The sequence below is a fragment of the Aureimonas glaciei genome (genome assembly GCF_014643375.1).
GTDB lineage: Bacteria > Pseudomonadota > Alphaproteobacteria > Rhizobiales > Rhizobiaceae > Plantimonas > Plantimonas glaciei.
In genome coordinates this window covers 145,491-162,786 of sequence record NZ_BMJJ01000011.1, presented here as the reverse complement: position 1 = coordinate 162,786, position 17,296 = coordinate 145,491, and the positions used below count along the sequence as shown (strand labels likewise).

At 65.7% G+C, this 17,296-nt stretch carries 16 protein-coding genes; 9 read left to right on the top strand and 7 right to left on the bottom strand.

Translation table 11 applies throughout. The features are described from left to right. Nucleotide 1 precedes the first annotated feature (1 nt). From IEX88_RS20655 to IEX88_RS20635, 5 genes are all read right to left on the bottom strand, one after another. Entirely contained in the window at nucleotides 2–856 is an 855-nt protein-coding gene (locus IEX88_RS20655; RefSeq protein WP_244640406.1) for an ATP-binding cassette domain-containing protein, read from the bottom strand. Then, nucleotides 853–1,794, bottom strand: coding sequence for an ABC transporter ATP-binding protein (locus IEX88_RS20650; protein WP_373289636.1), 942 nt, complete (start codon nucleotides 1,792–1,794; stop codon nucleotides 853–855). The genes IEX88_RS20655 and IEX88_RS20650 overlap by 4 nt, the downstream gene beginning before the upstream one ends. A 98-nt stretch (nucleotides 1,795–1,892) precedes the next feature. Beyond that, nucleotides 1,893–3,473 carry an ABC transporter substrate-binding protein gene (locus tag IEX88_RS20645; RefSeq protein WP_188854373.1) on the bottom strand — a complete coding sequence of 527 codons (1,581 nt, stop codon included), beginning with the start codon at nucleotides 3,471–3,473 and terminating at the stop codon, nucleotides 1,893–1,895. Nucleotides 3,474–3,941: 468 nt separating this feature from the next. Continuing rightward, the gene (locus IEX88_RS20640; RefSeq protein ID WP_188854372.1) at nucleotides 3,942–4,556 is read right to left on the bottom strand and encodes a pyridoxamine 5'-phosphate oxidase family protein; all 615 of its coding nucleotides are present in this window, start codon (nucleotides 4,554–4,556) and stop codon (nucleotides 3,942–3,944) included. Between the two features lie 166 nt (nucleotides 4,557–4,722). Further along, nucleotides 4,723–6,009: an ArgE/DapE family deacylase gene (locus IEX88_RS20635; RefSeq protein ID WP_188854371.1), complete on the bottom strand. Its 1,287-nt coding sequence runs from the start codon at nucleotides 6,007–6,009 to the stop codon at nucleotides 4,723–4,725. A 210-nt stretch (nucleotides 6,010–6,219) separates the two neighbouring features. Here IEX88_RS20635 and IEX88_RS20630 point away from each other — a divergent pair, with 210 nt between their 5' ends. From IEX88_RS20630 to IEX88_RS20610, 5 genes are read left to right on the top strand one after another with little or no spacing between them, the layout of a single operon-like run. After that, the gene (locus IEX88_RS20630) at nucleotides 6,220–6,948 is read left to right on the top strand and encodes an ABC transporter ATP-binding protein (protein ID WP_188854370.1); all 729 of its coding nucleotides are present in this window, start codon (nucleotides 6,220–6,222) and stop codon (nucleotides 6,946–6,948) included. Next, nucleotides 6,941–7,657: an ABC transporter ATP-binding protein gene (locus IEX88_RS20625; protein WP_188854369.1), complete on the top strand. Its 717-nt coding sequence runs from the start codon at nucleotides 6,941–6,943 to the stop codon at nucleotides 7,655–7,657. Before IEX88_RS20630 ends, IEX88_RS20625 begins: the two co-directional genes overlap by 8 nt. Beyond that, a complete protein-coding gene (locus IEX88_RS20620; RefSeq protein WP_188854368.1) occupies nucleotides 7,654–8,529 on the top strand; it encodes a branched-chain amino acid ABC transporter permease in 876 nt (291 codons plus the stop codon). The genes IEX88_RS20625 and IEX88_RS20620 overlap by 4 nt, the downstream gene beginning before the upstream one ends. An 8-nt stretch (nucleotides 8,530–8,537) precedes the next feature. Beyond that, nucleotides 8,538–9,536, top strand: a complete 999-nt coding sequence (locus tag IEX88_RS20615) for a branched-chain amino acid ABC transporter permease (RefSeq protein ID WP_188854367.1) — start codon at nucleotides 8,538–8,540, stop codon at nucleotides 9,534–9,536. A gap of 60 nt (nucleotides 9,537–9,596) precedes the next feature. Further along, complete coding sequence (locus tag IEX88_RS20610; RefSeq protein WP_188854366.1) at nucleotides 9,597–10,823, top strand: ABC transporter substrate-binding protein; 1,227 nt, start codon at nucleotides 9,597–9,599, stop codon at nucleotides 10,821–10,823. Between the two features lie 121 nt (nucleotides 10,824–10,944). On the opposite strand, the gene IEX88_RS20605 is transcribed toward IEX88_RS20610, so the two are convergent. Both IEX88_RS20605 and IEX88_RS20600 read right to left on the bottom strand, forming a co-directional pair. Then, nucleotides 10,945–11,760, bottom strand: a complete 816-nt coding sequence (locus tag IEX88_RS20605; protein WP_188854365.1) for an ion transporter — start codon at nucleotides 11,758–11,760, stop codon at nucleotides 10,945–10,947. Nucleotides 11,761–12,259: 499 nt separating this feature from the next. Then, on the bottom strand, nucleotides 12,260–13,189 hold the full coding sequence (locus tag IEX88_RS20600) for a LysR family transcriptional regulator (RefSeq protein ID WP_188854364.1): 930 nt from the start codon (nucleotides 13,187–13,189) through the stop codon (nucleotides 12,260–12,262). 72 nt (nucleotides 13,190–13,261) lie between these two features. Between IEX88_RS20600 and IEX88_RS20595 the strand changes: the two genes are divergently transcribed. From IEX88_RS20595 to IEX88_RS20580, 4 genes are read left to right on the top strand one after another with little or no spacing between them, the layout of a single operon-like run. Next, a complete protein-coding gene (locus IEX88_RS20595) occupies nucleotides 13,262–14,413 on the top strand; it encodes a mandelate racemase/muconate lactonizing enzyme family protein (protein ID WP_188854363.1) in 1,152 nt (383 codons plus the stop codon). After that, entirely contained in the window at nucleotides 14,376–15,428 is a 1,053-nt protein-coding gene (gene dctP / locus IEX88_RS20590) for a TRAP transporter substrate-binding protein DctP (protein WP_188854362.1), read from the top strand. The genes IEX88_RS20595 and dctP overlap by 38 nt, the downstream gene beginning before the upstream one ends. Next, nucleotides 15,425–15,952 carry a TRAP transporter small permease gene (locus tag IEX88_RS20585; RefSeq protein WP_188854361.1) on the top strand — a complete coding sequence of 176 codons (528 nt, stop codon included), beginning with the start codon at nucleotides 15,425–15,427 and terminating at the stop codon, nucleotides 15,950–15,952. Before dctP ends, IEX88_RS20585 begins: the two co-directional genes overlap by 4 nt. Nucleotides 15,953–15,962: 10 nt before the next feature. Beyond that, nucleotides 15,963–17,243 (top strand): TRAP transporter large permease, encoded by a 1,281-nt coding sequence (locus IEX88_RS20580; protein ID WP_188854360.1) that lies wholly within the window; start codon nucleotides 15,963–15,965, stop codon nucleotides 17,241–17,243. The last annotated feature ends 53 nt before the right edge of the window (nucleotides 17,244–17,296 follow it).

Genomic DNA, 17,296 nt, shown 5'->3' with positions numbered 1-17,296 from the left:
GTCAGGCTTTCAGGAGGGAGGCGAGAGCGCGGGCGTCCCGCTGCCGGCGGGCGGCCGGCGAGGCCGCCGGCAGAGCGGCAATGAGCGCGCGCGTATAGGGATGCTGCGGCCGGGCAAAGACCTCGGCGGCCAGTCCGGTCTCCACGATCTGCCCCTGCCGCATCACCGCGATGCGATGGCTGACATGGCGGACGACGCCGAGATCGTGGGAGATGAAGAGAAAGGCGACGCCGAACTCGGCCTGCAGATCCTGCAGGAGGTTCAGGATCTGTGCCTGAACCGAGACGTCGAGCGCGCTCACCGCCTCGTCGCAGACGATCACGTCCGGCGAGAGCGACAGGGCCCGCGCGATCACGGCGCGCTGCAGCTGGCCGCCGGAGAGCTGGTGCGGAAACCGCCCGCCGAGTCCAGCGAGGCCGACGCGGGCCAGCATGGCCTCGACCGTCCCGCCGCCGGCGTCGATGCCGTGCGCGTCCATCGGCTCGCGGACCTGCGCGGCGATCGACAGCCGCGGGTCCAGCGCCTGCGAGGGGTTCTGGAAGACGACCTGGACAGACCGGCGCTGTCGCCGCCACGCGGCCGAACCGATCGCGGCATAGGGCTCGCCGCGAAAACGCACGCTTCCGGCGCTCGGCGCCTCGATGCCGGCGGCAATGCGGCCGAGCGTCGACTTCCCGCTGCCGCTCTCGCCGACGATGCCGAGGGTCTCGCCGGGCCCGAGCACGATGTCGACGCCGTCGACGGCGCGCACCGGCTCGGCCTTTCGCCGCCATGATCTCTTACCGCCATAGTGGAGGCTGACGCCGCGCAGCTCGAGCCCAACATCGGGGGCTGCGCCGATCATCGCTTCGGTCATCGCGCCGGTCCGGGATAGTGGCAGGCGACGGTCTGCGCGGCCGAAAAGTCGCGCGGCGCCGGCAGGGCCTCGCAGAGGGCCGTCGCCTTGGGGCAGCGGGTGCGGTAGGCGCAGCCGCTCGGCCGGGCCGCCGGCCGCGGCACCGTGCCGGCTATCGCCGCCAGCCGCTCCGGCGCCGCCGACAGCGCGTGCAGACGGCAGTCCATCAGACCGCGCGTGTAGGGATGGGCGGGATGGTCGAAAATGTCGTCGACGGGACCCATCTCGACGATCCGGCCGGAATACATCACCGCCACGCGGTCGGCGATCTCGGCGACGACGCTGAGGTCGTGGGTGACGAAGATCATCGCCGTCCCGGTCTCCTGCTGCAGGGTCTTCATCAGCTTCAGGATCTGCGCCTGCGTCGTGACGTCGAGCGCCGTCGTCGCCTCGTCGGCAACGATCAGCCGCGGCTTGCAGGCGAGCGCCATGGCGATCATCACGCGCTGGCACATGCCGCCGGAGAGCTGGTGCGGATAGGCTTTCGCCCTCTCCGCCGGATTCTTGATGCCGACGCGATCGAGGAGCTCGATCGCTCGTGGCATGGCCGCGCGCATGCCGATCCCCTCGTGCACGACCAGCGCCTCGGCAACCTGGCGGCCGACGCGCTGGACCGGATTGAGCGAGCCGACGGGATCCTGAAAGATCATCGCCATGTCGCGGCCGCGGATCTGTCTGAGCTGCTTCTCGCCGAGCCCCGTCAGCTCGCGGCCGCCCAGGACCACGCTGCCGGCCTGCTGGCGAACGGGATCGGCCAGCAGCCCCATCGCGGCGAGGCAGGTGAGGCTCTTGCCGCAGCCGCTTTCCCCGACGAGGCAGAGCGTCTCGCCGGGCGCGACCTGCAGCGAGACGTCGATGACGAGGTCGACGTCGCCGGTGCCGACGCTGAGATGATCGATCGCAAGGACCGGCGGCGCAGCCGGTGCGTCATCGGCGCCGGCCCACGAGCGCGTCGCGCCGACGAATCCGGCGCGACGGCTTTCAAGAACGGCAGACGTCACGAGCCGTGCGCCTCGTCCTTCAGGTTATACGGCCTGAGGTCCATGTAGTAGAAGGTATAAGGCTGCCATTTCAGCGACTTGCGCGCGCCGTAGGTCTCCAGCGGCTGGTAGAGGATGGTGCCCGGCGCGTCGTCCTCGAAGAGGTCCATCAGCTTCACGGCGAGGGCATAGCGCTTGTCGTGGTCGAGCGTCGTCTGCAGCGCCTGGCCGACCGCGTTGAACTCCGGCGGCGCCCAGGTCTCCCAGGTCTTCTGGGCCGAGCCGAAGGGGCCCCAGGTGTTCCACAGGCCGCCGACCGGATCGGGATAGCGGGTCGAGTTGGACCAGTTGCGCACCATCAGATCGTCGTTCGGCATGGTGTCGAGCTTTTCGCGGACATCGAGCGTGGCGTTGATGCCGACGGCCTTCCACATTTCCAGGATCGCCTGGGCAGCCGGCAGGGCGTTCAGATAGTAGTTCGGCTCGGTCGAGTAGGTGATGGCCTCGCCCTTGTAGCCGGCCTCTTCCAGGAGCTTCTTCGCCTTCTCCGGATCGTAGCCGAGGGCTGGCCGGTCGGCCTGGTACATGTCGCCATATTCGGGATACTGGTGGCCGTTCGGCACCAGCGCCTTGCCGCCCCAGAGGGCGTCGACGAGAAGCTTGCGGTCGATGGCCAGGTTCATCGCCTGGCGCACGCGCTTGTCCTTCAGGACGGCATTGTCGGTGTTGTAGACCAGGACATGGGCGTTCGCGAGGACGACGCTGCGGGTCTCGATGTCGTCATAGCCGTCGATCTGGGGAATCTGGTCCGGCGCGACATTGGCGATGATGTCGAACTCGCCGCTGACGAGGCCGGCGATGCGGGCGGCGGGCTCCGGCACCTTCTGGAAGGTCACGGTCTCCGCCGTCGGCTTGCCGCCCCAGTAGGCGTCGAAAGCCTTCAGGCGGACATGCTGGTCGGCCTTGTAGTCGTCGAGCATGAACGGGCCGGTGCCGACGGGGAACTGGGCAAAGCCCTTGCCCTTGGCCTTTTCCAGCCAGTCCGCCTTGTTGACGACCCAGGCCGCCCAGGAGGCGAGCCGCTGCTCGAGCAGTGGATCGGGGGCCTTGGTGATGAAGCGCACGGTGTGGTCGTCGACCTTCTCGACCCGGTCGAGCACGCCGAAATAGGCGCGACCCTGCGGCAGCGGCGAGTCCTTGCCGATGAGGCGCTCGGGCGAGAAGGTGAAGACGACGTCGTCGGCCGTGAAGGCGGCGCCGTTGTGGAACGTCACGCCCTGGCGAAGCGTCACTTCCAGCGTCTTGTCGTCGGTCCGCTTCCAGCTGGTGGCGAGCGCGGGAACGAGCGTCGAGCCGCCGCCGCCCTCGGCCGAGAGGAAGTCGCGGCGGATCAGCGTGTCGAAGACGGAATAGGTGATGCGCGTGCCGACATTGGAGAGCTCCTTGGCCGGCTCCAGCGTCGGCGGGTTGTCGGCGACGGCGACGACGATGTCGGGCCGGCTTTCGGCCTGAGCCGCGGCGGGGGCAGCACTGCCGAAGGTCAGGAGCCCCGCCGTCAGGGCTGCGGTCAGGGCTGTCGTCAGGGCGCGCAGGATCATCGAATCCCTCCATAGAGCTTTGGTAAGGGACGCTTATCGAGGCTTTGCAAAGCTGGGGTGACAGCGCTGCGACGGAATTATGAATGTCGGGGAAGGGTTCCGGGCGGCGCGACGCCCTTTCCGCAGCGGCATCCTGGCCGGGGGAGAGGCGAAGGCTGCCGCACTCCAACGCGCCACTCGGCGTGCGCCCTGAGCGCGAGGCTCAAGCCGGAATGCGCCTCGTCCCGGCGCCTCGGACCGATGGCCGCCTCGGCTCTTTTTAGACCGGTTCAGACGTGCCGGCTTGCGTCATGCCGCAGAAGGGGCAAGGGCGCGGACGGCGCTGCCGCGTCCGCGCGGGACATGAAGACAATGGGACGCTCCTCCCTGATTTGCGTCCAGTCCGCCGACCGGCCGTCGAGCGCTGCCGCCGACAATCGGCGCGCGAGATCGTCCGTGCGGATGGATCGGCCCGATCGCGGCGCCGGTTCAGTAAAGCGTGGCCTTGTAGCGTTCGGCGAGATGACGATCGAGCTCTTCGGCGGTCTCCTCGGCAGCGATCTGGTCTTTCAAGATGGTCCCGAACGAGGGAAAGCTGCCGCGTTCGATGAAGGTCGACGGATCCCACAGGCCCGAGCGCAAAAAGGCTTTCGCGCAGTGGAGGTAGACCTCCTCCGTGCGGACGATCATGACGCTGATCGGCAGCTTTCGCTGGTGCTCGAACCGCGCCAGCAGGGCCGGATCGGTGCTGATCTCGGCCGTGCCGTTGATCCGCAGGGTCTCGTTCATGCCGGGGATGAGAAAGATCAGTCCGACCGTGGGATTGCCGAGGATGTTCTCGAAGGTATCGAGCCGGTTGTTTCCCGGCCGGTCGGGGATGGCGATGGTGCGATCGTCGAGGGCGTGCACGAAGCCGGGCTGATCTCCCTTCGGACTGACATCGGCGCGGCCGCCCGGGGCGCAGGAGCCGATCAGCACGAAGGGGCTGCGCTGCAGGAAGGCGCGGGCGTGCTTGTCGAGCCCGACCATCTCCTTCAGCACCGCCCGCTCGAGCGGCGCCTTGTAGACCGTCCGCAATTCCTCGACCGTCTTGATCGTGCTCATGTCTTCGCTTCCTCGCCAGGCAGTCCCGGCCGGCCGGGTCCTGCCCCGCCTCCCGCTGCCATTGCTGCCAGTCCTGGCCCACGCCTGTCGCAGGCGGCCCCGCCGGAGATCCCCGCCGGCGCGCGCCTTGGGGGCACGAGCCTGGGGCGCGAAGGGCCGTCGCCCCTCATGCCAGTTTCTCGGTCCCGCACCACTCGGCGATGAACAGCGCCATGGCCCCGGTGATCCGCTGCACCGAGGACAGGCTGACGCATTCGTCGAAGCCGTGGATGTTTCGGGAGATCGGGCCGTAGCACAGCGCCGGCATGCGGTCGTAGAGCGCATAGACGCGGGTATCGAGATAGCCCGGCGTGGTGAAAGTCTTCAGCGGCGCGCCGACGGCCTCTTCGTGCGCCCGTCCCAGAACCTCCTCCGCCGCCGAGCCTGGAGAGAGCACGTAGCCCTCGGCCCGGAAGCCGTTGAAGGTCACGCGCGGCGGGTTGTTCGAGAGGTAGGGATCGTGCCGGGCGAAAGCGGCGATGTGGTCGCTGATCTCCGCAGCCGCGACGGCGGCATCGGTGCCGGGATAGATGGCGATGCGGCAATCGATCCGGCACCAGCAGGGAACCGACGAGGCCCAGTCGCCGCCCTCGATCTTGCCGATGTTCAGATTGATGGGATGCGGGGTCTCGTCGAAATAGGGGTGATCGTCCTTGGCCGCGTTCCACGCGGCTTCGAGCTGCCGCAGCGCCTCGATGATGCGGTAGGTCGCGTCGATCGCGTTCGTGCCCGTCGCCATCTCGCGGACATGCGCGGGAAGCCCGGTGACCTCGACCTGAAACCAGAGGACGCCGGTGTTGGCGCGCACGAGCATTTCGTCCTCGGGTTCCGGAATGAGGACGGCGTCGGCGGCATAGCCCCTGAGATGCGTCATCAGCGCCCCGTTGCCGGTCGACTCTTCCTCGACGACCGACTGGATGTAGACCGTCGCCGCCGGCTGCAGACCCAGCCGCCGGAGCGCGTCCAGCGCATAGAGATTGGCCGCCGCCCCCGCCTTCATGTCCGCCGCGCCGCGCCCGAAAAGCCAGTCGCCGGCAATCCTCGGCTCGAACGCGCCGGCCTGCCACATGGCGGCGGGCCCCGCCGGCACCACGTCGAGATGCGACTGCAGGATGAGCGAACGGCCGGTCTCTTCGCGCGGATGATGGATCCCGACGACGATCGGCGCGTCGGAATGCTCGGGCGTGACCGGCGCGCCGCCGGGATGAGCGGCCAGCGCCGCCCCGTCCATCGCGAAACGATCGACACGATAGCCGCGGGACTTCATGGCGCGGAAGACAAAATCCTGGACGGCGTGTTCGGCGCCCCGGGTGGACGGAAACGCCACGAGCTGGCGGGTGAAAGCCACTTGCTCCTCGAAGCCGGTCGCGACCGAAGCCAGGATGTCCTGGCGCAGAACAGGGTCGAGGGGCATGGCCAATTCTTCCAGAAAACGAGCAATCAATCGGGCCTTATACTTTGGATAGGGTGGCCAGCCGCTCGGCGTCAACCCGCGGGAAGCGCTCGTGGCATACAAAATATACATGGGTAGGTAGGTGGTCAGATTGTGGGCAAATTTCATTCGCCGACGTATTGCCATATCAGAAATGCGCAGCTAGCCTGCCTTTGCAGAAAAGGTTGGTGAATGCTGGCAGATCTTCTGAGCATCGAGAAAGTAACGGTCGCGTTCGGTGGCATTGTCGCTTTGAAGGACGTGCATCTATCTGTCCGGGACGGGAAGACCACAGCGATTCTGGGCCCCAATGGGGCGGGAAAGACCACACTCTTCAACGTCATCGCAGGAGCGGTCAGCCCCACGTCCGGGACGGTGGTTTTTCAGGGCGAGGACGTCACCGCACAATCCCCCAGCAAGCGATGCCATTTCGGGATCGCCCGCACCTTCCAGATCACCCAGCCCTTCGGCGGGTTGACGGTCCTCGAGAACGTGATGGTCGCGCTGACCGCCAAAGCGACGCCGATGAAGCAGGCGCGGGCGGAGGCGGCGAGCTATGTCGATTTCGTCGGCCTGTCGGCCAAGGCTGACGATCCGGCGCGGGTGCTGAGCACCGGTCAGCGCAAGCGCCTGGAACTGGCGAGGGCGCTCGCGACCAAGCCGCGCCTTCTCTTGCTCGACGAGGTCACCGGCGGCGTCGACCGGCCGAGCATCCCGGAAATTCTCAACCTGATCCGGCGGATGCGCGAAGAGCGCGGCATCACCATCGTCGTGGTCGAGCACAATATGGAAGTGCTCTTCGGTCTCGCCGACGACGCGATCTTCCTCAACCGCGGCGAGGTCGTCGTCACCGGGACCATGGCCGCGGTGGCCGAGCACGACAGCGTCCGGCGCATTTACCTGGGCGATGGCGATGCTTGAGCTGGAGAACATCGACGTCCACTACGGCGCCACCCAGGTTCTCTGGGGCGTGTCGATCTCGGTCGGCGCGGGCGAGATGGTCGCGGTGATGGGGCCGAACGGCTCGGGCAAGAGCACCATCCTGAAGGCGGCGATGGGGCTGAAGAAGGCCTCGGCCGGCCGGGTCATGCTCGACGGCGAGGATCTGCGCGGCAAGTCGGCGACCGTCCGCCCGCAACGGCGAATGAGCATCGTGCTCGAGCGCCGACGCCTGTTTCCCCGCATGAGCGTGCGCGAGAACATCATGCTCGGCGCCTATACGCGCACCGGCGCCGAGGCGCGCCGCTCCTTCGACTGGGTGCTGGACATCCTTCCCGAGATCAAGGGGCACCTCAACGCCACGGCCGGCAAGCTCAGCGGCGGCCAGCAGCAGATGGTGGCGATCGCCCGCGGCCTCATGGCCGATCCCCGCATTCTCCTGATGGACGAGCCCTTTCTCGGCCTGTCGCCGGCCATGGTGAAAAACGTCTACGCCATCATGCAGATGATCAATGCGCGCGGCGTCGCCATCCTCTTCAACGAGCAGAACGCCAAGATGTCCTTCGCCATGAGCCATCGCGGCTATCTCTTGGAGGGCGGGCGGGTCGCCCTCAGCGGCTCGGGCGAACAGATGCTGGAGCATCCCGAAGTGAAACGCGTCTATCTCGGCCTGCGCGAGGAGGCGTCGTGAGCACCGCGAACTTCCTCGAACTCCTCATCAACGGCCTGATCACCGGGTCGATCTATGCGCTCGTCGGCTCCGGCATCGCGCTGGTCTACGGCACGACCCGCGTCCTCAACTTCGCCCATGGCGAACTCCTGATGCTGGCGGGCTATCTCATCCTGCTCTTCGCCGTGACGCTCGGCTGGCCGCTCCTCGTCGCCTCGGTGATCACGCTGGCCATAATCGTCGTCCTCGGCGCCGGGATCCAGCGCCTGACCATCGCGCCGCTGCTGCGCCGCAACGACTGGGCGTTCCAGGTGGTCGCGGCGACGATCGGTCTGTCGATCTTCCTGCAGAGCGGCGCCCAGCTGATCTGGGGCGAGCAGTTCCAGGCCGTGCCCTACTTCTTCCCGGGCATCGTCGTCATCGGCGACCTGCGCATGCCCTGGCAGCGGATCGCCATCTGCCTCATCGCGGTGGCGGTGATGGCGGCCTGCGCGATCGTCCTCTACCGCACCAAGCTCGGCCGCATCATCCGCGCCACCGCCCAGGATGCGGAAGCGGCGCTCGCGGTCGGCATCCCGGCCGGCCTCGTCCACACCGCGGTGTTCTCGATCTCGGCCGCTTTGGCCGGCGTCGCGGCCATCCTTCTGTCGCCGCTGATCTCGGTGAACCCGTGGATGGGGACCTCCTACCTCCTGAAGGGGTTCGCCGTCGTCATCCTCGGCGGTCTCGGCTCCTTCGGCGGGGCGGTGGCGGCGGGCTTCCTGCTCGGGCTGATCGAATCCTTCTCCGTCGCCTTCGCCCCCAGCGAGTGGCGGGACGTGATCGCCTTCACATTCCTCATCGCCGTCATCTGGGTCCGCCCGAACGGCCTTTTCAGCGGCCGCGAGGCCTGAGGAAGATCATGCTCGAAGTCTTCGGCAAGCGACCTTTTCTCCTCCTCCTCTTCTATGCGGCGCTGCTGGTGGCCGTGCCTTTCCTGCCGCTCAACGACTACGTCCTGCACATTCTGACGCTGTTCCTGATCTTCGCGGTCTTCGCCACCGGCTGGAACCTTACGCTCGGCATTCTCGGGCTGAAGACCCTCGGCCACCACGCCTTCTTCGCCATGGGCGCCTATGTCTCCGCGCTGGTGGCCTTCTACGGCGGTGTCAGCCCGTGGATCACGATCTGGATCGGTGCCCTGGCCGCCGCCCTTTCCGGCATTCTCATCGGCCTGCCGATCCTGCGCATCCGTTCCATGCCGCACGTGGCGATCGTCACGCTTGCCTTCGCCGAAATCGTCCGGCTGGTGTTTTCCAACCTCAAGGAGATCACCCGCGGGGAACTCGGTTTCTGGGGCATACCGCCCTTCGACCCAATCCAACTCGGCGACGTCACCCTGCGCTTCGGCATCGGCAATGCGATCGGGTCCTACGCGCTGGCGGCCGCCTTCTTTCTGGCGGTGCATCTGGCGCTGCTGATCTTCATGACCTCGCGCCCCGGTCTCACCTTCCTGGCCATCAAGGATTCCGAAACGGCTGCCGAAAGCCTCGGCATCCACCTGGTGACGTGGAAGCTCCTGGCCTTCGCCGTCAGCGCCGCCGTGGTCGGGCTGAGCGGTGCGATCTACGCCCACTATGTCCTGATCCTGACCCCGACGTCGGTGGCCGGGCCGGAAATGCTGATCACGCTGCTGGCGATGATCATCGTCGGCGGCGTCGGGCGCTTCTTCGGACCGATCTACGGCGCGCTTCTCCTGACGGTGATGTCGGAAGCGCTGCGCGAGGTCGGCGATTACCGCATGCTGCTCTACGGCGCGTTGATCGTCGTCTTCGTCTTCATCGCGCCGCAGGGCATCGCCGGGCTGGCCTGGCGCCGTCGGCGCAGCCGCAAGGTGGCCGCCACCGACCCCGCCACATGAACCCGCCGATGTCGGATCGGCGGTTCGAGGATCGTGCAACCTGAACGGAGACGACAGACGATGACGCGCTTGAAGATTTCCCGCCTGCTCTCGGCAGGTCTCCTGTCGGCGGCCCTCGTCGCGATAGTGGCCCCGGGCGCCCTCGCCCAAGAGGTGACCATCGGCGCGATCGGGCCGCTGACCGGGCCCGCCGCCAATACCGGCAAGGCCCACAAGGAAGCGCTCGAACTCGCCGTCAAGGAATGGAACGAGGGCAAGGGCGACTACGTCTCGAAGAACCCGCCGAAGATCAAGCTGGTGATGGAGGATTCCAACTCCAAGCCCGAGGTTGGCATCAGCGCGGCGCAGCGCCTCATCACGCGCGACCAGGTCAAGATGATCGTCGGCGACACGCTGCACAGCCATGTGACGCTGGCGCTGATGGAAATGGCACCGCAGTACAACATCCCGATCCTCAGCGCCGAGCCGGTCGCCTCGGCGATCGCCGACAAGGTCATGTCGGACCCGGACAAGTTCAAGCTTTTCTGGAAGGGCGGCTACAACAGCGACGGCTACGGCATCGCGGTGCATGACTTCTACGCCTGGGCCTTCGCAAACGGCACGCTGGTCCCCGGCGACAAGAAGATCGCCTTCGTCGTCGAGGACACCGACTACGGCATCGCCAATGCCAAGAAGATCGGCGAATTGTTCGAGAAGGACGGCTGGACCGTCGTCGCCACGGAAACCGTGCCGACGGTGACGACCGACTTCTACCCGCAGCTGTCCAAGGTCCGCGACGCCGATCCGGACGTGCTGGTTTCCGTGTTCACCGTCGTCAACTCGGGCGTCGCCTTCGTGCGCCAGTTGCAGGAGCAGGCGCTCGAGACCTCGCATCTGGCGATCTACTATCCGACCAAGCCGGAATTCATGGCGCAGGCGGCCGACATCGCCGAGGGCATGTACTGGGCGGCGCTTCAGTATGCGCCCGAGCTGGACCCGGAGCAGAAGGCCTTCTCCGATCGCATCGAGGCCGAGTACGGCACCCCCGCCAATTACAGCCACGCCCATGCCTTCTGCACCATGGAGATCGCGCTCCGCGCCATCGACACCGCGGGCACGGAGCCGGAGGCGCTCGCCAAGGAGATCGGCGCCACCGACTACGACTGCCTGCTCGGCCGCATCCAGTTCGGCGAGGACCACGCGATCAAGGCCGGCGCCGACTTCGTGCCGGTTCCGGTGGCGCAGATCCAGGAAGGCAAGAACCAGCTGATCTGGCCGGAGAACGTCGCCTCGGCGAAGCCGAAATAAGGCTGGCGGGACGTTGCGGCCGGTGGCCGCGACGTCCCGGATCACGCCGTCGGAGCCGATCCGGCCGAGTGGGCCGGCGTTCCTGGCGGGCAGCCGACGCAGGCCGCGCACCCCTGGTCGGTCAGCGGGGTGATGTGTCCGCGCTTCCCTGCCCGAGCCGCACCTTCAGCTCCGCCATCTCCACCCGCAGCGCCCTCATCTCCTCGAGGATCTGGACGTTCTCGTCGTGCGCCTTTTCGCGGCCCGCCTCGTCCTCCGCCTGGTGCTCCTCCTGCATCGCCGAGACGATGACGCCGATGAAGAGGTTCAGCACGGCGTAGGTGGTCGACAGGATGAAGGGCACGAAGAACAGCCAGGCGAGCGGATAGGCTTCCATCACCGGCCGCACGATGCCCATCGACCAGCTCTCCAGCGTCATCACCTGGAACAGCGTGTAGACCGAGGCGCCGACGCTGCCGAACCAATCGGGAAACGAGGCCCCGTACAGCTTGGTCGCCATCACGGCGAAAACGTAGAAGACCAGCAGCAGGAGGACGATGATCGAACCCATGCCGGGCAGCGCGGCGATCAGCCCGCCGATGACCCGCCGCAGCGACGGGATCATCGAGATCAGCCGCAGCACGCGCAAGATCCGCAGGGCGCGTAGGACCGTCAGCGGACCCGTCGCCGGCAGCAGCGAGATCGCGACCACCGTGAAGTCGAACAGGCTCCAGGGATCGCGAAAGAACCGCCAGCCGAAGGCGTAGATCCGCAGCGTGATCTCCACCACGAAGATCGCCAGGGTCAGGCGGTCGAGGAAGGTCAGCAACGGCCCGATGACGCTCATGACGCGCGGGTCGGTTTCGAGCCCCAGCGTGACGGCGTTGATGAGGATGACGGCGACGATGAAGAATTCCCACCTGCGCGAACTGAGCAGGGTCTGAAGTTGGGCGCGCATGATGTTCGATCTCTGGAGATGTTCGGGGAGCAAAGGCTGCTATAGCAGAAGGCGTCAAGGTGGTCGCCAAGGGGATCCCGCACTCTCCTTCTTCATCGACGTCCAGCCGCCGGGATCAAACGGACCCCTATCGCGCGACGGCTCCGAACGTTCGGAACGGGTCGTGAGTGAATGTCTGCTTCTCGGTCCCGTCATAGTGCGCACGACACCCACTACAGATGAGGTTGGCGAGGGACGGATAACGAGAACGAATCGCTCGGCTGTATTTTCCTCAGCCGCTGTGCCGCGGTTTTGGCTATCAAGCGCGGCGAAAGGCCGACCCAAACCAGCAATGCCGATCAAAGCGTGTCAATGTCGACCTGATTAATTGCTATTGCGAAGCGATCTGGCGGAGAAGGGGCGCACTCCGCCAATTAAGTTAAACCCTATAGTCCGGCGCTTCGAGACTGGACGCGCTCAAATTACGATGCACCTCAGCGTGTCTTGCTCAGTGCTCGTTTCAGGTCACTTCGGTCAGATAGTCCATCTGAGACAGCACGCGTCTGACGGTGGTGATGAAAGCCCGCACCGATGGGCTGTCGTTGCGGCTGTCGAACTTGGCGTAGATCGGCGCATCGGCGACGGGCGGAGAGGTCTTGAGAAGACGCACCCTGCCATTGCCGACATCCTCCTCGGCCATCTTGCTGGGATAGATGCCGATGGCGACGCCGGCCCGCACGATGTGTGCCAACATCGCGACGCTGTTGCAGGTGTCGATGCGCAGCGGCACCACGCCCGCGCTGGCAAACCATTCTCGCACCTGTCGATGGTTGATGCTGCCGACTGGGTTGGAAATGATGGGAAGGCCCGTGAGATCGTGCGGTCTGACCTCGGCCGGTAGATTGAACCGCGGTGCGGCGATCCAGGACGTCTTCTGCGCCCCCAGGGGGATCAGCGTGAAGCCCTCGCTTTCCGTCGGATTGACCAGGAAAGCGAGATCCAGGCGATGGGCATTGAGCTCGGGTTCGATCGCCAGAGTGGTGGCGACCATCAACTCCGGATTGAGCTCCGGATAGAGCTCATGCAGCAATTCGAGCGTCTGCGACAGGCAGACGATGGCAAATCCCTCCGCACATCCGACCTTGATGCTGCCGCGCACCCGCTGCGGACCCGCGTGCCTCGACAGTCTTTCCATGCCCTCCAGGATGCGGCGCGCTTCGGGAAGAAACTCGTACCCGTCCGGCGTCGGGCGTATCCCGCGGCCAAATCGCTCGAACAGCGCAAGACCGACCTCCGCCTCCAGCGCCTTCAGGCGCAAAGAGATCGTCGGCTGCGAAACATTCAGGCGGCGGGCGGCGGCGTCGACCGAGCCGATCGTCGCCGTCCAAACAAAAGCCTGGAGCTGCGCGATGGTGATCTTATTCATTAGAAAAACCAATGTGAACGGCATCAAGAATTCAATTAGTACTGTCCCTCTTAATGAGATAGCGACGTCTGGCCAAGGCGGAATGGGAGAGAATGAATGCCGGATCGCATGCATCAGGTTGCCAGGGTGGAAGGGTTCGAGCTGAACTGCCCGCTGCCTGATTTTGCCGGCAATGCCCTGCGCGTCTTCAACAAGCGGTCCGCACTGATCGTCAAGGTCGTGACCAGAGGGGGCGCTGTGGGCTGGGGCGAGACCTGGGCCTTTCCGGCGACCGCCAGCACCTTCATCCGCTCCGTGCTGGCCCCCGCCATTCTCGGTGACGACGTCACCAATCCCCGGGCAGCCCAGGCGAAACTGCTGCAACTCGTCGTTCCCGATCGCCGAGGCCAGGCCCATATGGCCGTCAGCGCTCTGGATCTCGCCTTCTGGGACGCCTACGGGCGGGTCGCGGAAAGGCCGATCCATGCCCTTCTGGGCGGGCGGCTGCGGGACAAGGTGATGGCCTATGCCAGCGGACCGCTGCTGAAAGTCGGCGCCGACCGCTATGCCGGCTTCGCCGACGAGATCGAACGCTACGCCGCGGCGGGATTTCGGGGCGTGAAGATCCGGATCGGGATTGAGGCGCGAGCAGATGCCAAAGCCATCCGGCAGGCCCGCGCCATCCTGGGGGAGGAGGCGCTGTTGATGGCCGACCTCAACGAGAGTTCGACGGTCCGTGATTCCGTGTCTCTCATGAACGCCGTCGCTGACGCGCGGCTGGCCTGGATCGAGGAGCCCATTCCCCACGACGACCTGCCTGGGTACAAGCGGCTCGCAGAGATGTTGCCGCTTCCGCTCGCCGGCGGGGAATCGTTCTGCGGCCTGGAGGCCTTCCGCGACATCCTGTGCGCGGGCGCGCTCGACATCGTCCAACCGGATCTGGCGCTGTGCGGCGGCCTGACGGAGGGAATGCGCATCGCTGCGCTGGCCGATGCCTTCGGTGTTCCCGTCGCCCCGCATGTCTGGGGCACCGGCATCAACGTTCTGGCTTCCTTGCAGTTCGCCGCCGTGCTGCGGCCGCGGCGGAGCTCGATCCCGTTCCCGCTGCTGGAGTGCGACATGGGATTCAACCCTTTGCGCACGGCGATCTTCGATCCGCAGCCGGATGCGGATGGTTTTCTGGCAGTGCCGGACGGGCCGGGACTGGGCATTGACATCTCTGCCGAGAGCTTTGCCGAACACGTCACCCATCATTGGGTGCTGGAATGATAGCCCGACAAAAAACGTTCAAAGAGGGAGGACTCACATGAACAGACGCACTCTGATCGCCGCCGTGACGCTGCTGGCGGGATGGACCGGAACTGCCATGGCGGAGCCGGAAATGACGCTGAATCTCGGTCTCGTCGGAGGTCAACAGGCGCCCGAATCGATCGCGATGGGGCAGTTCGCCGACGACGTGTTGTCCGGAACGGGTGGACGCATCGCCATCCGCATTCAGGGCGGCGGCGCGCTGGGAGGCGACCGCGAAGTGGTCGAGAGCGTGCAGGTCGGCACGGTGGAAATGACCGTCGTCAGCACCTCGATCGCGGCGAATTTTGCGCCGGAGCTCAAGGTCTTCGACATTCCGTTTCTGTTTCGTGACTTCGACCACGCCGACGCCGTGCTGAATGGTCCGATCGGGAACGAGATCCTGAGCGGACTGACGAACAACGGCCTCGGCGGCCTCGCTTTTGGAGGCATGGGATTTCGGGAGCTCACCAACAATGTTCGCCCCGTCAAGACGCCTGAAGACGTCGAGCGCCTGAAAATCCGGACCCAGCAGAACGAGATGCACATCGCCGTCTGGACGGCGCTGGGGGTCCTGCCGACGCCGATGGCCATCCCTGAGGTGTATACAGCGCTGCAGCAGGGTGTCGTGGACGGCCAGGAAAATCCCGTGGGCGCCATCATCAACAACCGGTTTGGCGAGGTGCAGAAATATATCAGCCTCACCGACCATGCTTTCACGCCACTGGTGCTGCTGATCTCCCCGTCGATTTATGACGGCCTGTCGGACGCCGACAAGGCCGTCTTCACCGACGCGGCCCATAAGGCCATGGCGCGCAACCGCAGGGAAGTCGAGACACTCGCCAAGTCCGGCCTGGAGACGCTGAAGGGCCAGGGCATGACCGTCGTCGCCGACGTCGACAAGGCGGCATTCCGGGCGAAACTCGATCCCCTGTTCGAAACCTTTGCGGCCGAGTTTGGCGCCGAGAAGCTGAAGGCGATCCAGGACACCCAATGAACGGATCGGCTTCTCTCTTGCGCTCGGCCTTTCTGTCGGTCGAGCGGCGCATCACCCAGGCGGCCGTTTTCTTCGGCTGTCTGGGTCTCGTCCTGGCGGCCCTGGCTGGCCTGTACCAGGTCGTCGCTCGGTTCATACTCTTCCAGTCGGCGTCCTGGTCGGAGCCCTTCGTCCAGTTGACGCTGATCTGGATGACCTATCTGGCGCTGGCCGGCGCCATGCGGACCGGCACGCTGATTTCCGTCGATCTGCTGCGGACGCTGAGCCATGGCCGGGCGAAGGCGGTTCTCGACGGCTTCACGACGCTGGCTGTCTTCGCACTGCTCGCCGTTCTCCTATGGTTCGGCAGCGTCCTCGTCTGGCGGGTGCGATTCCAGTCGATCGCGGGGCTCAACATTTCCGCTTCCTGGGCCTATGCCGCCGTTCCGACCGGCGCGCTCCTCTCCATCTTTGCCCTGTTCGCCCACGCCCTCAATCCTCCCGCAGCGACCGACATCGATATCGCCAGCGACAGCGCCGGCTAGGAATCCCCCCATGCTGCCAATGATGATTTCCACCATGGTCGTGCTCATGGTGCTGGCGGTCCCGGTCGCGGTGGCCATCGGTCTGGCCGGCGTCGTCGGCACCGTCGGATTCTCCAACCTGCCGCTGATCGTGGTGCCGCAGCAGGCCTATATCGCCCTGGACAAATTCCCGCTGGCGGCGATTCCGTTCTTTATCCTCGCCGGCAACATCATGGCGGCAGGCGGCATATCCTCACGCCTGGTCGATTTGGTGGAGAGCGTTCTCGGCCGGGTGCGCGGCGGCCTGCCGATCTCCTGCATCGTCGTCTGCATGATCTTCGCCGCGGTTTCGGGATCCAGCGTCGCCACGACCTTCGCCATCGGTGCCATTCTGATTCCCGCCATGGTCAGGCAGAATTACCCGGTCGGCTTTGCCGCGTCCCTCCAGGCGACCTCTGCCGAACTCGGCGTGATCATTCCACCGTCGATCCCGATGATCCTCTACGGCGTCTCGGCCGGCGCGCCGGTCGGCGATCTGTTCATCGCGGGCCTCGGCCCGGGCCTGCTGATCGCGGTCGCGCTGGCGATCTACGTGCTGATCTGGACGCGATTTACCAAGGCGCCCATCTCGGAAAGCCTTACGCGCAAGCCGTTTCTGCCCAGCCTGCGCCGCTCGCTGTTTGCGCTGCTGATGCCCGTCATCATCCTGGGTGGCATCTATGGCGGCATTTTCACACCGACCGAAGCCTCGGTGATCGCAGTCTTCTATGCGCTGACGGTCAGCCTGCTGGTCTATCGCGAGATGACGCTCGCGGACCTCGTCGCGGTCATCCGCCGTTCGACCATCTCGTCGGCAATCATCATGTTCATCATCTCGATGGCCGGCCTGTTTTCCTTTGTGCTGACCCGGGCGGGCGTGCCCGCCGCGATCGGCGAATGGATCGCCATCACCTTCGATAGCGGCTTCACCTTCCTGCTCGCGGTCAATCTCTTTCTGTTTCTGATCGGCATGTTCGTCGAGACTTCCGCGTCGATCGTCGTCATCGCTCCCATCCTGGCACCGGTGGCCATGCGATTTGGCATCGACCCCGTGCATTTCGGCATGGTCATGATCACCAATCTGGCGATGGGCATGATCACGCCCCCGTTCGGCGTGAACCTGTTCGCCGCCTGCGCGGTGGCGAAGATCTCCTTGCACAGAATGATCCCGCACCTTTTACCCCTGGTCGGCGTCATCCTGCTTTGCCTGGCGCTGATCACCTACGTGCCGCAGATCAGTCTGGTGTCCCTCTACCTGTTGGGAGCACGTTGAGCCGCGCCTCTGCGGCAGACCAGATCCGCCGTTTCGGGACGGGAGTCAAAGCG

What these genes read in the sequence shown, in the direction of transcription:
- IEX88_RS20655 (WP_244640406.1), bottom strand. Translation starts at nt 856, where the DNA reads ATGACCGAAGCGATGATCGGCGCAGCCCCCGATGTTGGGCTCGAGCTG.
- IEX88_RS20645 (WP_188854373.1), bottom strand. Translation starts at nt 3,473, where the DNA reads ATGATCCTGCGCGCCCTGACGACAGCCCTGACCGCAGCCCTGACGGCG.
- IEX88_RS20640 (WP_188854372.1), bottom strand. Translation starts at nt 4,556, where the DNA reads ATGAGCACGATCAAGACGGTCGAGGAATTGCGGACGGTCTACAAGGCG.
- IEX88_RS20635 (WP_188854371.1), bottom strand. Translation starts at nt 6,009, where the DNA reads ATGCCCCTCGACCCTGTTCTGCGCCAGGACATCCTGGCTTCGGTCGCG.
- IEX88_RS20630 (WP_188854370.1), top strand. Translation starts at nt 6,220, where the DNA reads ATGCTGGCAGATCTTCTGAGCATCGAGAAAGTAACGGTCGCGTTCGGT.
- IEX88_RS20625 (WP_188854369.1), top strand. Translation starts at nt 6,941, where the DNA reads ATGCTTGAGCTGGAGAACATCGACGTCCACTACGGCGCCACCCAGGTT.
- IEX88_RS20615 (WP_188854367.1), top strand. Translation starts at nt 8,538, where the DNA reads ATGCTCGAAGTCTTCGGCAAGCGACCTTTTCTCCTCCTCCTCTTCTAT.
- IEX88_RS20610 (WP_188854366.1), top strand. Translation starts at nt 9,597, where the DNA reads ATGACGCGCTTGAAGATTTCCCGCCTGCTCTCGGCAGGTCTCCTGTCG.
- IEX88_RS20605 (WP_188854365.1), bottom strand. Translation starts at nt 11,760, where the DNA reads ATGCGCGCCCAACTTCAGACCCTGCTCAGTTCGCGCAGGTGGGAATTC.
- IEX88_RS20600 (WP_188854364.1), bottom strand. Translation starts at nt 13,189, where the DNA reads ATGCCGTTCACATTGGTTTTTCTAATGAATAAGATCACCATCGCGCAG.
- IEX88_RS20595 (WP_188854363.1), top strand. Translation starts at nt 13,262, where the DNA reads ATGCCGGATCGCATGCATCAGGTTGCCAGGGTGGAAGGGTTCGAGCTG.
- IEX88_RS20585 (WP_188854361.1), top strand. Translation starts at nt 15,425, where the DNA reads ATGAACGGATCGGCTTCTCTCTTGCGCTCGGCCTTTCTGTCGGTCGAG.
- IEX88_RS20580 (WP_188854360.1), top strand. Translation starts at nt 15,963, where the DNA reads ATGCTGCCAATGATGATTTCCACCATGGTCGTGCTCATGGTGCTGGCG.